The organism is Nitrospiraceae bacterium (assembly GCA_019637075.1).
GTDB lineage: Bacteria > Nitrospirota > Nitrospiria > Nitrospirales > Nitrospiraceae > JAHBWI01.
In genome coordinates, this window is sequence record JAHBWI010000001.1 from 520,745 (window position 1) to 537,156 (window position 16,412).

A 16,412-nucleotide genomic window follows, 5' to 3' on the forward strand; every position below is an offset into this window, starting at 1 on the left:
TCAGTCTCGAAGCGAATAGGGTACCCTTCAGCCGCTGCAACTGCAAATTCAAGCGATTCGCACTGCACGGAGCCTGCATGGGACTCACGGCCACAGATTTTTCAGGAACACGATTCTCCGTCACCTACCAATTCACCGAAGCCGCCACGGAAGCCAGAACGCGGGCCGAGTTGCTCTGCATTGAGCAGACAGTAGAAGCCACTGACGAGATCATTCCGCAAGGACCGATTCGTGATCACCTCCTGGGACGCATGACGCAGTTTCGGTCACTACGTGACCACCTGCATGAAGCTGTCCTTACTTTCCCCGTCGAACTGCTGGATGAATCCCTTGAATCTTTGTGGCACGTCGCCTATGGGATTGCCAGCCTGCGGGAAGGAGTCCGGATCACCGACATGTCCCTTCCGGAAGCAGCGCTTTCGCGCTGGAGCGGGGCCCGATTCGGCGTGGAGGGCCTGCGCACCCTGCTCAATGCGCCCAGCCGACCGCTCGTCTGCGCGGTGTTGAAGCCGTTAGGCATGAGTCCCCAACAACTCGGCTCGTTGGCCTATGAATTCGCCCTCGGCGGCGTCGACATCATAAAGGACGACCAGGGATTGTCGAACCATCCGTTCTGTCCCTTTGAAGAGCGGGTATCACGTTGCGCGGACGCCGTGGCCCGTGCAGCAAAGGAAACCGGCATCCGCTGTCTCTACGCCCCGCACATCGGGGGCAGTTGGCCGACTCTCCGCGCAAGAGCCGACCACGCACGTCGAGTCGGTGCCGGGGCATTGCTTGTGTGCCCCGGCATTACAGGGTTCGACCAAATGGCCGAACTCGCCAAACAGACTGGTGCTCCGCTCCCGATCCTGTCTCACCCAGCTGCGCTCGGTTCGTATTTTGCACCCCAAGACTCCGGCATCGCCCCGGATGTGCTCTTCGGCCTCTTGCCTCGGTTAGCCGGAGCAGATGTCACCATCTACCCAACCTTTGGACTCACCTACCCGATCTCCATGGCAGACTGTCAACGGATCGCAGCAACCTGCCGGCGTCCGATGGGACGCATCTTGAGCATACTTCCGTCTGCCGCTGGGCGCATGGGACCGGCGCGGATTACGGAGATGTCGGCCTGCTATGGCCAGGACGTGGTCTATGTGCTGGGTAGCGAAATTCGCACCCATCGGTCAGGGGTCGCAGCAGCCTGCCGGGATTTTTCCCGACAACTGTTGGGGACCTGAAAACTCCGGACTATTAATAATTATTTACATTACTATTTATTTATAACTATTTATAAATACACATATTTATAAAGACTAAAGTTAATCTAAAATACGCCGAAAGAGTATGCGATCCGGTAGGGCCTCCTATACCTATACCTGGGTGCTCTCCCTACTCGTGACGAGGAGGTGTCAAATGGTGAACGCCCTTCAGACCGCGCTCTCCGGAATGACAGCCTTTTCCCGCAGCGTCGGCACGACGGCAAACAACCTAGCCAACGTGGCTACGCCGGAATTCAAACGCGGCCGGACGGAATTTCAAGAAGCACAGAACGGCGGCGTCCACACGTCAAACTCCGTGGACTCCCGACCAGGCCCCCTCATCTTCCAACAAACCTCCCAGAATCCCGTGTTCGAGGAACAGTCGAACGTCGACATGGGCGAGGAGATGGTCAACCTGATCCAAGCTCAACGGGAGTTCGAACTCAACGTCAAGGTCGTCGGCACAACCGACGCCATGCTCGGCTCACTCCTCAGCATTCGCAAGTAACGGCCCGTAGCGGGCGCATCGGACGAGAGACGTGAGCACCACGGACCCATCAGGAGCCAATGCGATCGACGAAGGAACGTCGAGGCTCCATCCCATCCCTCTCGCGACCCTCCGCATCGGAATGTACGTGCACCTCAACTGCTCCTGGTTCTTGCACCCCTTCGCCCACCAACAGTTCAAGCTCTCCTCCGAAGATCAGATTCAACGGATCGTCGCCCTGAATCTCCCCATCCTGGTCGATCCATCAAAGTCCGACGTTCCACTCGAGATCGATCCGCCGGCGAGTGACGACGCACCGATGGAATCGACCGAGGCGGCCGACGCCAATGCGGAGGCCATCGCCGCTCCCCCACTGCCCACACCGCCGACGCCGAAGGAGCCGAAGCCGCAGAGTCTGGACAACTACCTCTCCGATTTGCGCGAAGCCGAGCAGCTGTGCAAGGGCGCCTGTGCGGATTTTCAGCAGGCGTTCAGCGAGCTTGGGGCCGGCCATGACACCGGAGTCGCCGGAGCCAAGACCGTAATTAACCAGCTCGTGCCCCTGGTGTCCGATGAAACGGTCACGGGCGCACTCAGCGGCTTGATGAATTCCCTCCAGATGGACGAGAGAGATGCGCGACACGCTCTGAACGTCTCGGTGATCTCCATGATGGTGGGCCAGCAACTGGAGTTGTCTGCGGAGGACATCAAGGTGCTGGGCATCGGAGCCTTGCTTCACGATGTCGGGGAGCGAAAACTTTCACCGGAGATATTGGCTCGTCGAGGCTCGCTCAGCGCCGAAGACCAGATTATCTACGCCGGCCATCCGGATCTGGGGCTGGATGTCCTACAGGACATCCCTTCCTTTCCTGCCGAGGCGCTTCGCATCATACAGTTGCACCATGAGCGAATCGATGGATCAGGGTATCCGCGGCAAGTGTCGGGTGAATACCTGTCGCTGCTGACGAAGATCGTGATGGTGGCGGACGTATACGACGACTTGGTGCAACCCGCGCCCCCCAAACGCCCCCTCACACCGAGCGAGGCCTTGGCTTACCTGTTCCGCCATACCCAACGAACGCTGCCCCGAGAGATCGTCGTCTCCCTGATTCAAACGCTCAGCGTCTATCCGCCGGGCACGATCGTCGAACTCGTGAACGGCGCATACGGCCTGGTGTTAAACGTGAATCGGCAAGAACGACTGAAACCACTCGTGCTGGTCTATACCCCCGCCGAGTCGGAGTCGGAACCGCTGGTGGTGAACCTCATGACCGACCCGAATAGGGCGATCGCCCAGCGGGCGGCTCGCCATCGCCTTTCCCCTCGTGTTCTCAAGTACTTAGACCTCACCCGCTGGCTGTCGTACTTCTTGCGCGGCAGCACCTCACCCCCCAACGAAACCATTTCTAGGTAATACCCGAGACTCCTGCCTCAAGGTTCAAGCCCTCGGCACCGATAAGAACCTACGGATAACATTGCATCACAACCGAAATATTCGGCATACACGCAGGTACCCACTTGGCAAATCAGGCCGATAATCCTTCTCCCCCTTCCCTGGCCAACGGCGTCCCCACCCGTCCCGAGGACCTCTGCGTGGGCATGTACGTTGATCTCAACTGCTCATGGTTCAAGCATCCGTTCCCGTGGAGATCCTTCAAGATTACGTCCGAAAGCCAGCTGGCAACGATCCGTGGGCTCCATTTGTCGTCTGTGCTGGTCTATCCCAGCGAATCGAACAATGACACTGCGAGCAATGCGCCTGCAGCGGAATCCAAACCGTCTGCGCCGGCCGTCACCGGCACGCAGAAAGAGCAGTCGGCGGCAATTCCCATTGCGCTCAGCCAGGCCGACTACCAACAGACCGTGAGTTTGGGCATCCAGGTCTACCAGCAAGTCGTGCAACGCAGCGCGCAGATGATGAAAGATCTTTGCAGCGGATCGATCGAAGGGTTAAACAATGCCAAGCTCATGATCAACAGCATCAGCACGCTGATTGCGAACACGGAAGCGGCCAGCACGATGGCCAGCATGTTCGACGCCGAGGAACTGGATAACGCCAGCGTGCTCCACGCGCTCAATGTCGGCACCATGTCCATGATGGTGGCTCGCCACTTCAAGATCGACGAGGAGGACCTTCGCCTCATCGGCATGGCCGGCCTCTTGCACGATATCGGGGAACGGCGAATCCCCCTCCGCATCGTGAGAAACCGTTCTCGGCTTTCCCGCGTCGAGATGCAGGAATACCAGCGCCACCCGCAATTTGCCGTCGACATGTTGAAGCAGTTCCCAAGCTTCCCCGAGGAGGTCCTGGATATCATCCGAAATCACCATGAGCGGCTGGACGGATCCGGTTATCCGAACAAACTCAAGGCCGAGCAGATCCCTCTTCCGACCAGAATCGTGAGCGCCGTCGAACACTACGATTCCTGCATCAACAATCAAGAAGCCGAACAAGCGATGTCACCGGCCGAAGCACTCGCGCACATGTACAAGAATCAGAAACACCTCTTCGCTTCGGAAGTGGTGGTCGCGATGATCCAAACCTTCGGGGTCTACCCGCCCGGCACCGTCGTCGCGTTGACGGACGGTACCTTTGGGCTGGTGCTCAACATCAATCTGGAATTGCGCCTCAAGCCGCTCATCCTGGCTTATAACCCGGCATCGCCGAAGGGTCGGCCTGAGATCGTGGACCTGGCGCAGGTCGGGGATCGCTCAATCGTCAGGGCGCTCTCCAAGAACGAGCTTCCGCAGGAGATCAAGGAGTACCTCCAGCTCAAACGTTGGACCGGATATTTCATCCAGTCGTCCATACACACCATCCAGGAACAAGCCGCCTGATCCACGTCGGGAGGCTGGCGAGAAGCAGGAGCAGTGTGATATCTCCCCCTGCATGGCTTCCCCTCGTGTGCTGCTGCTGATTCCGCCGCTGACGCAGCTCAACACCCCCTATCCCTCGACCGCTTATCTGACGGGATTTCTGCGCTCACGCGGCTATGAGGCCGCACAGGCCGATCTTGGGATCGAAATGGTGCTCCGGATATTCTGCCGATCCGGCTTGGAGCGGGCCTTCGCCGCAATCAAAACCGACTCGCAAACCTGGCCGGGGGAAGTGCAGCAACTGCTCGCGCTCGAGACCGCGTACCTCGATACGATCGATCCGGTCATCGCCTTCCTCCAGGGACAGGATGAGCGATTGGCGCAACACTTGGCGAGACCGGGCATGCTACCCGAAGGACCACGGTTTTCATCCGAGTCTCGCCCCCAGAATCCCGGCGCCCGCCCGTCACCTGCCGATCTCGCCCGCCACCGTGCCACGCTATATCTGGAAGACCTGACCGACCTGCTCCACCACACGATCGCACCGTCCCTCTCGCTCAACCGCTATGCGGAGAGCCTGCTGCAATCCACCGCCTCCTTCGGCCCCATCGACGAGGCGCTGCAGGCTCCGCCCGACTTGACCGCCGAACTGCTGATCGACTGCCTACGCGAGCAGCTCGACCGCATCGATCCGGACCTGGTCTGTCTGACCGTCCCGTTTCCGGGCAACCTGATCGGCGCGTTGCGCCTGGCTCAGGCCGTGAAACGCCTTCGCCCCCACGCTCGCATCGCCATGGGCGGGGGATATGTGAATACGGAACTGCGGCGCATCCGTGACCCGCGCATCTTCGCCTACGTCGACTTCGTGACTCTCGACGACGGCGAACGCCCCCTCTTGTGCCTGCTCGAATATCTGGCCGGACATCGTCCGGCTGAGCGGCTGCGACGAACCTTCATGCTTGGCGACGGGCAAGTCGTCTTCCGGGACGGATCTTCGGAGCCCGACTTTTCCATGGACGAGATCGGCACTCCCACCTACCAGGGTCTTCCCCTCTCCCGATACCTGTCGATCGTCGACAGCTTCAATCCCATGCACCGTCTCTGGTCGGAGGGGCACTGGAACAAACTCACGGTGGCCCACGGCTGCTACTGGAAACAATGTACGTTCTGCGACGTCGGCCTCGACTACATCGGCCGGTACGACCAGGCCCCGACCGCGAGACTCGTAGAACGGATCGAGTCGTTGATCGAGGAAACCGGGCAGCGGGGATTCCATTTCGTCGACGAAGCGGCGCCGCCGGCGGCATTGAAGTCTCTTGCCCTCACGCTGCTGGAGCGGGGGCTCACGATCTCCTGGTGGGGCAACATACGATTTGAGGAAGCCTTCACCCCCGACTTGGCTCGCCTGCTGGCCGCGTCCGGCTGCATCGCCCTGACGGCCGGATTGGAAGCGGCATCCGACCGCTTACTCGAACAGATGAAGAAGGGCATCACGGTCGATCAAACCGCCCGGGTTGCGGCGGCGTTTCGCGATGCCGGCATTCTCGTCCATGCCTATCTCATGTATGGTTGCCCGGGCGAAACCCTGCAGGAAGCGGTTGATTCCCTCGAGCGAGTACGCCAGCTCTTCCGACAGGGTCTGCTGCAATCGGCCTTCTGGCACCGCTTCACCGCCACGGCGCATAGTCCGATCGGCCTCGCCCCCGCCGCTGCGGGCATTCGTATCCTTGGGCCAAAGTTTGAAGGGTTTGCGGAAAACGATCTGCGCCATCATGACCCGACCGGCGCCTGTCCTGCCTGGCTCGGGGACGGATTGCGGGCAGCGGTCATGAACTACATGGAACAAGCGGGACTGACCCTCCCCATCGCCCGTTGGTTCGACCGTCGCATTCCGGTCCCGCGCGTACCGAGGAATTGGCTGCACCGGGCATTGACCGCCGCAAGCCCCCTTGAGGAGCGGGCGGAACGACGTTGTGTGTGGTTGGGAGCGGCGCCGATTCTGGAGCAGCAGAGCCAGTCACGTTCGCGGCTCATTCTTCCCACGAGGTCGGAAGACTGCTGTGTGTCGTTGCCTCCGGAGGAAGCTGAGTGGCTTGCGGGCCTGGTGCAGGAGGCGACTCCGAAACGGAAACAGGCCGGCCAGGAGTACCCACGGCTCAGCGAACTTCGCAGTCGGTTTCCCGGACGAGGCCGGCGGACGTTTGCCCGGTTCTGCGAGACGGAGGGCTGGAAAGAGGCCCGTCGGGTCGGATTGATACTTGTTTGACGGTTCTGTGTTGGACGGGAGAAAGAGCCGGGGGAGCCAGGCGATCGCCCGACTCCCCCGCTCTTGAGAAAATCTACGGCTACTTGTTCGGCTGCGGGGTGAGACGGAGATACGGCTTCACGGACTTGAACCCCTTCGGGAACAGCGTCTTGGCTTCCGCATCGCTCACCGCCGGGGTGATGATGCAATCCTGTCCATCCTTCCAATTGACCGGCGTCGCCACCTTGTACTTCGCCGTCAATTGGAGGCTGTCTACGACCCGCAACAACTCATCGAAATTTCGGCCGCAAGAGGCCGGATAGGTCAGCATCAGCTTGATCTTTTTGTCCGGCCCGATCACGAATACCGAGCGGACCGTCATGTTGTCCAGCGCGTTGGGGTGGATCATGTCGTACAACATGGCCACCTTCTTCTCCGGATCCGCGATCAGCGGATAGCTGACCGTGCAGTTCTGGGTTTCGTTGATGTCCTTGGTCCATCCCCGGTGGTCTTCCAAGGGATCTACGCTGATGGCCAGCACCTTCACGCCCCGCTTTTCGAACTCACCCTTGATGCGCGCCATGTAGCCCAGTTCTGTCGTACAGACCGGCGTATAGTCCTTGGGATGGGAAAATAGAATCCCCCAATTGCTTCCCAGCCACTCGTGAAACGTGATCTTCCCCTCGGTCGTCTCCGCGGTAAAATTTGGGGCTTCATCGCCCAATCGTAGTGCCATGTCGTCCTCCTCCCTGGAAAAGTGGTGAGTGATTGCTTATGAATGAGCAAAGAGCGGGAAAGATTAGACTACCGCGTCGGAGCAACGAGGCGCAAGCGTGGGATTGCCGTCTGGACCGCTGGTCAAGAGCGAACCCCCTCCCTCTCAAGTTTTCCTACCTCCGTCCGATACAGTCTGCAGACACCAGCGGAGCGCCTATGGAAAATCCTCGCGTGCCCAAATCCACCCTGCGCATAACCGTCGACCCGATGTATCAATTGCTTCGGGAAGGCTGCATCACCGAATTCAACGCCAAGAAATCATCCGGTGAACGAGTGGACCTGCGCAGTTGCGATATGCGAGGCCTGGACTTGCGCGGGTTGGAGGCAGACGGGCTCGACTTCAGCGATTGCTACTTCCGCCAAGCCGACCTGCGTGGGGTAGATTTCCGAAAGGCCCGGCTCGAAGGGGCCAGCATCAACGCGGCCAAGATTTCTGGAACCTATTTCCCCCAGGAATTGACCGCCGGCGAGATCGAATTGTCGCTACTCCACGGCACCCGCATGCGGTATCAGCCGAAAAACTAATCCTGCCCGTCGGCCGCTACTTACCGGTCAGATTCAATCGCATCCGAATCTTGTCCTGCTCCCCTTTCGCCACCTCAACCTCGACGAGGAACACGCGGTCTTCCGGAACCTTGTTTTGCGCTACCAGGTCCTCGCGTACGGCTTTCGCGCGGGTCCTGGCCAATTCGCGCAACTCATCCTCATCCACCGTCATGGCCGGCACGAGTTCCGCCTGCATAGCCTCGGCTTCCAACACGCGCACGACGGTCTTCCCGTTCGGCAAGACTTCGCTTTTCGTCGCCTGCTTCCCCAATTTTTCCGCGTAGAGATCGCCCAGCAGTTCTAGTTCCCGCTCTTTGGGCAAGGCGGCTTGCAGATTCTTCTTTCCACCTTGCGTAAAGCGCCGTTTCAACTCTTCGGCGATCTTGTGCAGAGCCAGCGCATCACGATCCTTTTTGGGATCGGCCGATCCGCTAATTTCCAGCCTCAGCGCCGGACGCTCCTCCAGGGCCTTCGCCAGCGAGGCCAGTTTGGCATGCTCCCCCTGCGCCAATTCGCCGACGCCCGGCTCGAATTCCATATACTGCAGATCGTCTCCGCCCCCACCGACCAGCCCGCCGAGTGCAGCAAACGGCGACGTGGCCACCTTCGTCACCACATTGACCAGCGTATTCAGGAGCATGCGGCCGTAGCGAAAGTCCGGCTCGTTCAAGTCACCACGAACCGGGAGATCGATATCGATCCGACCGCGCCGGTCCTTGAGGAGGGCCACTGCCAACCGTACCGGCAATGAGGTGGCATCGGGACTGTCGGTCTTCTCACCGAACGTGAGCTGATCCACCAGGACTTTGTTTTCCCCGCTGAGATGCTTTTGTGAAAGCTCGTACTTCAGATCCAGCGACAGTTTTCCCTTGGTAAGAGGGAAACCGACATATTTTCCGGCATAGGGCGAGGCCACGGTGAGATCGACTCCCTGAAACAGCACCTTGATATCCGTGTAGGCATCGCCGCTCAGCGGATTGATCTTTCCCTGAATCTTGACCGGCGCAACATTGTCCACCGTGCCGGTAAGGGACACGTCCGCCTTCGCCAGGTCCTTCGAGGACAGTCCTTTGATTGCGCCGCTCAAGCCATAGATCCCCGTGGCCACTCTCGGCTCGATCGAATCGTCGGTGAAGGTGGCGGCGAGTTTCGACAAGGTGATTGTATCGATTACAATCGGCGTCGGGCCGGCGGCAGGCCGCTTGGGCGAAGCCGGCTCAGGCGAAGCAGGCGCGGGTCCCGCGGGCTTGTCCTGCTGGACCATCAGGTTGGAAACGTTCATCGCGCCATCCTTCGCCACCACGAGTTGGACCGCCGCATCCTTCAGGGCGATCTCCCCGATCTTCACGTTCGTCGGCTCCACATCCAGCAGCACATTCTTCAGCCCAAGCGACGTCCAACTCAGCATTTCCTGATCCGAGGGGCGATGCCACACATGGAGATTGTTCACCCCCAGTTTGCCGCGATACCGCAGCATCGGTTCCGACTCCGGTTTGCTCCGGAACGTCACATCGCCGAAGAGTTCCACCTCACCGTCGGTGACCTCCGCTTGGACTACGCCATCAAGATACGGCTGGAAGGGTCGCAATGCGATATGCGACAAGGACAGTGACAGGTCAACTGCGGGCTTATCGAGTCGCACGGTTCCCTTCGCATCGATCTCTCCGGTTTGGTTCACGCGCAGGCTGACGGACAACGGCATTGCGCCCCGAAGCGGAACCTGCACTTCCTTCAACGACACGGCAAGGTCATCGATCGTCAGCTCCGCCGGCGTCTTGACCGAGCGATCTTCAAACGCCACCCCTCCCTGCTCGATCACAGCCTCTTTCAACAGCACCGTCCAGGGCCGTACCGGCTCGCCTGTCTCAGCCGGTGGAGTCGGTTTCGCGTCGGCCGGCGGCGTTGGTCGACCCTCCGCAGGAGCGAAGAGCCTCGCAAAGTTGACCGCCCCGTCCGGTTCGCGCCATCCTCGGATCCGTGGTGCAGTCAGACGCACCACCCCCACCCCGACGTCGCGCTTGGAGAGATCCACGTCGATTCGCTCGACCAGGAACGACGGGAATGCGATCAGCGGCTCCGGATCGCCAGGCTCGTTCAGGCTGAAGTCGGCGAGAAGGAATCGGCCGTCGCTCAATTGAAAGTTGACGGGCGTGCCGTTCGTATCGAACCGGTAATTACCGGACACCGTGACGGCTCCGCCGGTGAGATCAAACCGGAATTGCTCGCGCACACTCGGCCAAAAGGTCGCCAACTTGACATTGGAGAGGGCGAACTTGCCGTGCGACTCCAGCGGGTCCAAGAGCAACGTGCCTTCCCATGCCAGCGTCTCACCCTGCCCGAACTCCGCCGTGAACGCGTACGCGTTTTCGCCCCCCTGCCTTGTGCTGAAGTTGCGCAATGTCACCTCGATGGGGACGACGTCGATCGCCACAGGCCGGCGCTTCGTTTCGTCCCGAAACTCCAGCACCCCTTGATGAATGCCCAGTTCGCGAATTTCAATCAAGGGAATTGCGCGGCGGTCTTTCGGCTCAACAGGCGGCGGAGCCTCGGCTTGATCCGGCTGCGGCGGCACGAGCCCCAGGAGATTGAGTTTGCCGTCCGGCTGGATGCGCAGAAGGCCATAGGGCAATGTCAGCCGAATTTCATCGAACTGGTAGGCCGACCGGACCAGCGAAGTCGCCTCGAAGTTCACGAAGAGCTCGTGAAAGCCCACCATGGGCGTCCCGTCCTGCTGCTGAATTTCGAAGTCCGTCAGCTGGATCGTACAGGTGAAGGGATTGAAAGCAATGCCGCCGAGGAGCACGGGGTGCCGGAGCGTCTCGGCAACGGAAGGAATCACGTAACGCGTGACGGCAAAGGGCACACCGACGAAACCCAGCAACGCATACAGGGCCAACAGGCCGCCGGTCAGACCCAGCCACAGTCGGTATCGGGAAAGAAAGGCCATTGAAAGGATGGATTGGCGCGCCCGGCTGGAATCGAACCAGCGACCCTCAGCTTAGAAGGCTGATGCTCTATCCAACTGAGCTACGGGCGCCCCTTATCTTTCAGTTACTTACGAGATGTTCGCTCAACGGTCACACCGGGTAGTGTTCCCGGCGTGTTCTGCTGGAGGTATCCATGAACCTTCAGGGCCGCTTGAGTCAAGTCTCTCTCTTCGATCGCATTGTATCGTTTCCACATCTTTTCCGACTTATGCCCAACAATTTTCATAGCAGTTGCGGTGTCCACTCCTGCTCTCCTGAGATTCGTCGATGCGCAGTGCCGAAGATCATGGAATCGAAAATCCGTGAGACCGGCATTCCTCAATGCGGTCTTAAACGATCGACTGATGCGTTCGATAGGGCGTCCTTTATAAGTGAAGACATGCCTGGTGGCCAGGCTTCTCGTCCGCCCAATCCGCTGTAGCATCATTTTTACGTCAGGAGTCATCGGAACCTGTCGGCCAACCCTAGTCTTAGTATCCGTCGAGCGAAGAGTAATGAAGCCGCGCTTTACGTCCACGCGATCCCAGGTCAGACCGACTATCTCACCGAATCGCTGCCCGAGTTGGTACGCCGTAAGCAGTATAGGACGAAGATGGGGTTTGGCAGCCTGATACAACCTACCCCATTCTTCCTCGGTCAACACCCTGTCACGCTCGTTCTCGGGATTAGGCAGAGGCACCCTTGAAGCCGGGTTCGTCTGGAGGAGGCCTCGACGAATGGCAACATTCAGACAGTGTTTCAGCGCAATGTGGTCATGGTTAACGGTCTGAATGCTTGCCCTGCAACCGTTGGCCTTTTTTCTCTGAGCCCGGAAGGTCTCGACATCTTGAGGCCGGATCTCTGAAAGCACCTTATGCCCGAAATAGGGAACAAGATGCTTCGCCATGCTATGGGTCCGGCCGACGAAGGAACGTAGAGACTTCACTTCCACGAGGTCCAGATAGGTCTTTGCCCAATCCTTGAACAAAACGGGCGTCGCACGTTCGCTCGACTCCTGGCCAAGGAGAATGCGGGTCTTGATTGCCGCTTCCATCTCTCGAGCAATCGTTTTATTGAGGCACCCAACCTTCCAACGTTTCTTGCGTGCCCCAACCACGCCGCTCGCGAGGACCAGCGACTTGCCGTCCTCGCTGTCGATCACCCGAAATTCAACATAGTAGCTGTCTGGTCGCTTAGTCAGTCCCATGTCGAAACCTTCCAGTCATCCTGCTTCGCTACTGAGATCGGGAACAGTCGATTCTCGGCGTTACCGTGTGCTGAGCGATCCAACTATCGAGATCCTGTTGCCTAAATTTAACCAGACGGCCGACCTTTACGAACCGGAGTTTCCGCGCCGACACCCATCCGTAAAGGGTTAATTTTGAAATGCCTAGATACTCCGATGCCTCAACCAATGTCAAAAGTCTGCCCATGTTAGCTCCTGCCGGGAATTTGTGAAAGATACCTATTGGGCCTTTTGCACCTCTATATAGGCCCGAACTAAATTACCGCCGCCGTGGGAAATGCATTGAGCGGGTGCGGGCCGGAGCTGGGGAGCAGGGGGACAGGCCCTCCCGGTCCCCTCCGTGCCGGCCGCCGCCCGTCCAGGCCTGCCCCCTGCGAGAGCCCCGGCTCGCGTCCTCCTTCACGCCCCACCCTCCCTGTTTGTGCAGGGTGGGGCTAAAATATTTTTTTAGGAGGCGGCCATGCCGTTCGATGGTCACAACGAAGTGTTGAACAGTTCACCGCGGTCGAACTCGAGCCGGACGTACGGAATCCCTCGTTACCGCGTGACCCTTGTTCGAGAGGGCCGTGCCCTTCCAGCCTCGGGGACCGTGCAGACGTCCGTGGGAGCCGCGGCCCTCCTCCGGCCCTTGTTCGAGGGCTTGGACCGGGAGCACTTTCTCATCTGTGGCCTGGACGCCAAACACGCCGTCATCGGGATTAACATCGTCTCGATCGGCTCCTTGTCGCTGGCCATTGTCCATCCGCGCGAAGTCTTTAAGCCGGTGATCCTCATGAATGCCGGCGCCTGCCTCTGTGCCCACAACCATCCTTCAGGAGACATCACGCCAAGCCAGGAGGATCTGGTCCTCACGAAGCGCTTGCGCGAGGTCGCCGACCTGCTGGGCATTCCGCTCCTGGACCATCTCATCCTCGGGGACGACCGCTACTATAGCTTTGCGGATCAGGGCTGGCCTGGCAGCTAGCGCAACAGGCGCAGCACCCACGCAGCTCCGGCCGCCACGAGCGCGAGCCCGATCGCCGCCGTCCCCCAGGCGACGAGGTCGGTGGCCAGCGCATTGCCGATCGTCTGAATCTGTGACGCCGTCATGGGTCTCTCTCCTTCGAACAGGGGAGGCAGGCGGCGAGCGCCTGCCTCCGATCGCGCTTAGCCGCTGACCAAGCCGCGCACCCGCTTAAAGGCGTAGATCGCCAGGGCCACGCCAATCAAGGCTGTGGCCCACAACAGCAGATCCCCCCGCACCGTGGAGACATCTGCCGACACCGGAAACAACTGGGCCGAGGAGACCGCCGGGACCGCCAAGGCGACCAGGATCGCCATGAGCAGTCCCTTGAGCCATTCCAAACCGCGCATACCCCACCTCCCTGTGTGGTGGACCCGTCCACCGAACGCCGCCGGATTCCTCTCCGGCGGAAGAGCGCCTCAGTGTCCCTGAGGCAAGAGCAGCTTGATGATCAGGCCCACGGCAAAGCCGCCGAGCCAGAAGATCGCGGTCAAGAAGGTCATCGCCTCAATCGCCGGTAGGTCCATAGAAAATCCCCTCTCCCACCAGACGCATCGCGCCATCTTCGAAGACTTCGGACACCGTGAGCCCATAGCGCCCTACGATTTGAGCCGCCGTGAGGATTTCGCCACTGTCGAGCAAGTACCGCCAGCTGCCTCGCTTCGCGGAGAGGCCAACCCCGCCCAGCACGCGTATAAACGGCCGGCGCCGCTCAGTGACGGCCGCCGGTGGTGTGGTCGCCCCGAAGGGGCCGAGCAGACTGCCTGGGCCTCCAGATACCATGGAGGGCCCGCCATTCGTTGCGGTGGAGGCACTGGCCGACGTGCTGGCTGCCCCAGGCGTGCCTTTCTGCGCCGTCAAGGAGGACCAGGGCCGCCACAGCATCAGCGCGAGGGCGAACAGCCCTGCGGCGATGCCGATCGCCACGCGTGCCGACTTGAAAATCGTGTGGCTGCGCTTTTCTTCCCGAATCGCCGCCGCCGCATAGCTCGAGTAATAGGCATAGACCGACGGGGCATAGGTCCCGACGAACGCCCGAATCGTCTCGTTATCTTCAGGATTCCCGCGCACCTTGCCCTGATACCGGTTCGACATCCCGACAAAGGCCAGCTTGCGGAACTTCACGGTCGCTTCGATCAGCCGTGTCACCCCTTGCGACATCTGCCGGAAGTCCTGACTCATGAGCAGGATGTCCACCCCATAATGCCGATGCGTTTCGAGCCAGCGCAGCAAGCCGGCCTCGACCTTCTGCATGGACCGGAAGACCGTCTGGGCCTCATCGATGATCACGGCCGAGCCGGGCTGGACATGCTGGAAGGCCTGCAACACTTCAGTAGAGTCTCGCCATACGGTGATTTGCTGTTCCAGGGTCTCCCGCTCGATGCCGGTAAACAGCGCCAGCCGGTCGAGATAGATCCCATCGACATAGATGTAGAGGCGGCGGCCGTGACGGACCCAGGGCAAGAATTTCTCGCAGACCGCGTGATAGGACTTCCCCGAGCCCGGCACGCCTTCGTAGAGTTCGATCATCGAGGCCTCTGCAACTTGACCCAGATGGTCCAGGCCAAGACCGCCGTCCACCAGTAGGCCCAGAGCATGACCAAGGTCTTCATGAACCCCACCGGACGAATGGAATGGTTTGCAGGATGAACCGAGTCCCCATCGCGCCCGCGACAATGGCCAGTGCTTGGCTCATGCCCGTGGCCCCCAGGACCCAGGCGTATTGATCAGGAATCACCGGCAGCGTCAGCCCTGCCGTCCCGATCGTGCTCAGGGAGCTATCCGCCACAGAGAGCAGTGAGTCCCAGAGATCCAGGCCCCAATCCGTCAGCGAGAAGAAGAACTCTTGAAGCCAGCAATAGATCAGCGTGAGGATCGCGGTCATGTGCGCCCTCCGACAAAGATGATGCGATAAGCGCCGAGCGAGGCCATCGCAATCACGAGCGTACGCAGCACAACGAAGAACCAAGCCCATTGATTGAAATCGACCTGCTGATTCCCGAAGTAGGCCGAGGGCAATGCCACCACCGGCAAGGTCGAGGGCCAGGCGAGCGACTTAAGCAGGTTCAACGTCCCGAGCAGCCCGCTATTGCTCCAGGCCGTCTGATGCTGCTGCAACACACTCCCAAACGTCCGGTTCTCATGCGTGCCGGCGGCACAGGAGGTCGTGGCCTGCGTCTCTTCCTGTTGCGTCGTCGAGCCGTCCGGATTCTGGGTCGTGGTGGTGGTCGTCGTGGTTTGCTGTGACGACGTCGTTTGTTGGCTGCTGCCCGAGGGCGGCGGCACGTTATCCACCACGACGGCATCGCCCGCCGGGACTGGTTTCGGCTTCACTTGGGTCGGCAGCTCTTGTGGGGAGACTGCCTGGCTGTCGATCGCATCCGCCGGACGCGGCGCTTGCCCGTCACCCACCGGGCCACTGTGCGATTCGATGGACTTGGGATGGGAGGCCGGCAGGGCCACGAGATAGTCGTGGACCTGTTGCTGGGTCGGGGTCTGAGGCGTGGAGCTCAGAGTGGTCCCGCCCATGACGATCATGTCCGAGCCATCGCCACACGTCTCCCAGCCCCCGAAGGCCCAGCCCGCCGGGACTGGCCAGACTTGATACGCACTGAGATCACAGTAGCCGTTGGTATGGATACGTGCCCATTGGCCGGTGCAGCCCCCAACCGGCGAGGGACAATTCCCGCCGGCCGTCACGGGGAATTGTGCGTAACCGGGGATCGAGTAGCCGGTGCCGGGGGATGCGGCCTGTTTTACGCCTTGTAGATCCGTGCTGCTGTAATACAGGTCAGCGATGATGAAGCCAGCGGCCACCCCTAAGGCCGCCCAGCCTACCGGCCCCGCGACCAATCGCAACGCCATCGAGACCGGAGTCGGCGCGACGGCAGCCGCGGCGACCTTCGCCGCAATCGAGGACCGTTGCGCGGCCAGGTAGGCGATCCGTTCGGCCTGCGCGACCACGCGGGCATATTGCGTAGTCTGAAGCGCCAACGATTCCACTGGCGCCAGACAGAAGGACGCGAAGAGCAGATAGATGAGGACGCTATAGCTGGTGAGTGACAGTTCCTTCATAACCGTCCCGAT

Annotated in this window: 15 protein-coding genes and 1 tRNA gene; 7 read left to right on the forward strand and 9 right to left on the reverse strand. The window is 60.3% G+C overall.

All coding sequences use genetic code 11. The features are described 5' to 3' along the window. The first annotated feature begins 77 nt into the window (after positions 1-77). From KF814_02485 to KF814_02505, 5 genes are all read left to right on the forward strand, one after another. Positions 78-1,217, forward strand: coding sequence for a hypothetical protein (locus KF814_02485; GenBank protein ID MBX3234996.1), 1,140 nt, complete (start codon positions 78-80; stop codon positions 1,215-1,217). 175 nt (positions 1,218-1,392) lie between these two features. After that, a complete protein-coding gene (locus KF814_02490) occupies positions 1,393-1,746 on the forward strand; it encodes a hypothetical protein (GenBank protein ID MBX3234997.1) in 354 nt (117 codons plus the stop codon). A 31-nt stretch (positions 1,747-1,777) separates the two neighbouring features. Next, the gene (locus KF814_02495; protein MBX3234998.1) at positions 1,778-3,139 is read left to right on the forward strand and encodes a DUF3391 domain-containing protein; all 1,362 of its coding nucleotides are present in this window, start codon (positions 1,778-1,780) and stop codon (positions 3,137-3,139) included. 179 nt (positions 3,140-3,318) lie between these two features. Next, positions 3,319-4,563, forward strand: coding sequence for a DUF3391 domain-containing protein (locus KF814_02500; GenBank protein MBX3234999.1), 1,245 nt, complete (start codon positions 3,319-3,321; stop codon positions 4,561-4,563). Between the two features lie 52 nt (positions 4,564-4,615). Beyond that, positions 4,616-6,808: a B12-binding domain-containing radical SAM protein gene (locus KF814_02505; GenBank protein MBX3235000.1), complete on the forward strand. Its 2,193-nt coding sequence runs from the start codon at positions 4,616-4,618 to the stop codon at positions 6,806-6,808. A 79-nt stretch (positions 6,809-6,887) separates the two neighbouring features. Here the strand turns inward: KF814_02505 and KF814_02510 are convergent, their stop codons facing one another. After that, positions 6,888-7,523, reverse strand: a complete 636-nt coding sequence (locus KF814_02510) for a peroxiredoxin (GenBank protein ID MBX3235001.1) — start codon at positions 7,521-7,523, stop codon at positions 6,888-6,890. Positions 7,524-7,720: 197 nt separating this feature from the next. Between KF814_02510 and KF814_02515 the strand changes: the two genes are divergently transcribed. Beyond that, complete coding sequence (locus tag KF814_02515) at positions 7,721-8,089, forward strand: pentapeptide repeat-containing protein (GenBank protein ID MBX3235002.1); 369 nt, start codon at positions 7,721-7,723, stop codon at positions 8,087-8,089. A gap of 16 nt (positions 8,090-8,105) precedes the next feature. Here the strand turns inward: KF814_02515 and KF814_02520 are convergent, their stop codons facing one another. The 4 genes from KF814_02520 to KF814_02535 form a co-directional block, all read right to left on the reverse strand. Next, positions 8,106-11,057 carry a DUF748 domain-containing protein gene (locus KF814_02520; GenBank protein MBX3235003.1) on the reverse strand — a complete coding sequence of 984 codons (2,952 nt, stop codon included), beginning with the start codon at positions 11,055-11,057 and terminating at the stop codon, positions 8,106-8,108. A 13-nt stretch (positions 11,058-11,070) separates the two neighbouring features. Then, a tRNA-Arg gene (locus KF814_02525) sits at positions 11,071-11,147 on the reverse strand. Between the two features lie 14 nt (positions 11,148-11,161). Next, a complete protein-coding gene (locus KF814_02530) occupies positions 11,162-12,283 on the reverse strand; it encodes a site-specific integrase (GenBank protein MBX3235004.1) in 1,122 nt (373 codons plus the stop codon). Positions 12,284-12,311: 28 nt separating this feature from the next. Then, complete coding sequence (locus KF814_02535; protein MBX3235005.1) at positions 12,312-12,509, reverse strand: helix-turn-helix domain-containing protein; 198 nt, start codon at positions 12,507-12,509, stop codon at positions 12,312-12,314. 273 nt (positions 12,510-12,782) lie between these two features. On the opposite strand from KF814_02535, the gene KF814_02540 reads away from it, so the two are divergent. Continuing rightward, positions 12,783-13,286 (forward strand): JAB domain-containing protein, encoded by a 504-nt coding sequence (locus KF814_02540; GenBank protein ID MBX3235006.1) that lies wholly within the window; start codon positions 12,783-12,785, stop codon positions 13,284-13,286. Positions 13,287-13,468: 182 nt separating this feature from the next. On the opposite strand, the gene KF814_02545 is transcribed toward KF814_02540, so the two are convergent. The 4 genes from KF814_02545 to KF814_02560 all read right to left on the reverse strand — a co-directional run bounded on the left by KF814_02545 (position 13,469) and on the right by KF814_02560 (position 16,400). After that, positions 13,469-13,675, reverse strand: a complete 207-nt coding sequence (locus KF814_02545; GenBank protein MBX3235007.1) for a hypothetical protein — start codon at positions 13,673-13,675, stop codon at positions 13,469-13,471. A 157-nt stretch (positions 13,676-13,832) separates the two neighbouring features. After that, the gene (locus KF814_02550) at positions 13,833-14,855 is read right to left on the reverse strand and encodes a hypothetical protein (GenBank protein MBX3235008.1); all 1,023 of its coding nucleotides are present in this window, start codon (positions 14,853-14,855) and stop codon (positions 13,833-13,835) included. A 79-nt stretch (positions 14,856-14,934) separates the two neighbouring features. After that, positions 14,935-15,210 (reverse strand): hypothetical protein, encoded by a 276-nt coding sequence (locus KF814_02555; protein ID MBX3235009.1) that lies wholly within the window; start codon positions 15,208-15,210, stop codon positions 14,935-14,937. After that, positions 15,207-16,400 carry a hypothetical protein gene (locus KF814_02560; GenBank protein MBX3235010.1) on the reverse strand — a complete coding sequence of 398 codons (1,194 nt, stop codon included), beginning with the start codon at positions 16,398-16,400 and terminating at the stop codon, positions 15,207-15,209. The genes KF814_02555 and KF814_02560 overlap by 4 nt, the downstream gene beginning before the upstream one ends. Positions 16,401-16,412: the final 12 nt, after the last annotated feature.